The organism is Paenibacillus foliorum, from assembly GCF_013141765.1.
Lineage (GTDB): Bacteria > Bacillota > Bacilli > Paenibacillales > NBRC-103111 > Paenibacillus_S > Paenibacillus_S foliorum.
On sequence record NZ_WHOD01000068.1, the window covers coordinates 1 to 919 of the forward strand.

Sequence of the window (919 nt, forward strand, 5' to 3'; positions counted from 1 at the left end):
GACCGGCTTTTCGCAGTAACTGACGTCCATGTGCATATTGTCTAAGATCACCCGCACCAGCTAATATCGCTGCAACAAAGATGGGGCCAAGCCCCTTTATGGAGCGAAGCTGACTTGCCATCGGAATCTCACTAAGTATTTCTAGGATTTGCTTCTGCATTTCCCCTAGCATTTCCACGATGCGCTCATACTCTTCGATTAATCGTTCTAAATCTTGCTTTGCCTCAGATAACGCTGTGACATCACCCACACTCCGCTTGGCTTGAGAGATAAGCTCAGCAGCTTTCTGCGTGCCTGTAGAGCCGCCTGCTCTGTGCATATGCTTTCTCCAAGTCGTAATCATCTCGGTTATGGATCGTGATGCGAGATCCTGCGGTAATGGTAACTCTTTCAATGTGGCCATTGAACGTTTGCAAGTCCAATCCTTAAACACCGATGTATACTCTGGGAAGCGAATATCTAACCAACGGATAATCCGATTCTGCAACCGGACACTGTAGGCGACCCAGAACTCCCGATCGCTCATCAGGGTGCGTAGTCTTTGAAACTCTTGGGTTTGTCACGTATGTTCATAATAATAACCACGGCTTACAATATCCGCGATGACAAGAGCATCCTTCGGATCACTCTTGGAAGGACTATTATCGCGATTCTCCTTGTTTCTTTTGGTGGTGGCTGGATTCACTAGGACAACGTTCGTTCCTTTGTTTGTAAGCCAATTCGCCAGGTTCCACCAATAATGTCCTGTAGGTTCCATGCCAATGATAAAACTATTCAAACGGTGCTTCTGCTGAAGTCCTTCTATCCAACGCTGCAGCTTTTCAAAGCCTTCTATGGTGTTACTAAATGAGAGGTGTCGATTCGAGAGCACGATTCCGCGAAAATTCGTAGCTTGCGCCACATGAGTTTCTTTAGCCAT

Annotated in this window: 1 protein-coding gene and 1 pseudogene; both read right to left on the bottom strand. The window is 46.7% G+C overall.

All coding sequences use genetic code 11. The features are described 5' to 3' along the window. Positions 1-526: pseudogene (locus GC093_RS36040) on the bottom strand (IS110 family RNA-guided transposase); the annotation flags it as partial. A 33-nt stretch (positions 527-559) separates the two neighbouring features. Then, positions 560-919, bottom strand: a 360-nt coding sequence (locus tag GC093_RS36045) for an IS110 family transposase (protein WP_246314742.1), incomplete at its 5' end; no start/stop codon positions are given.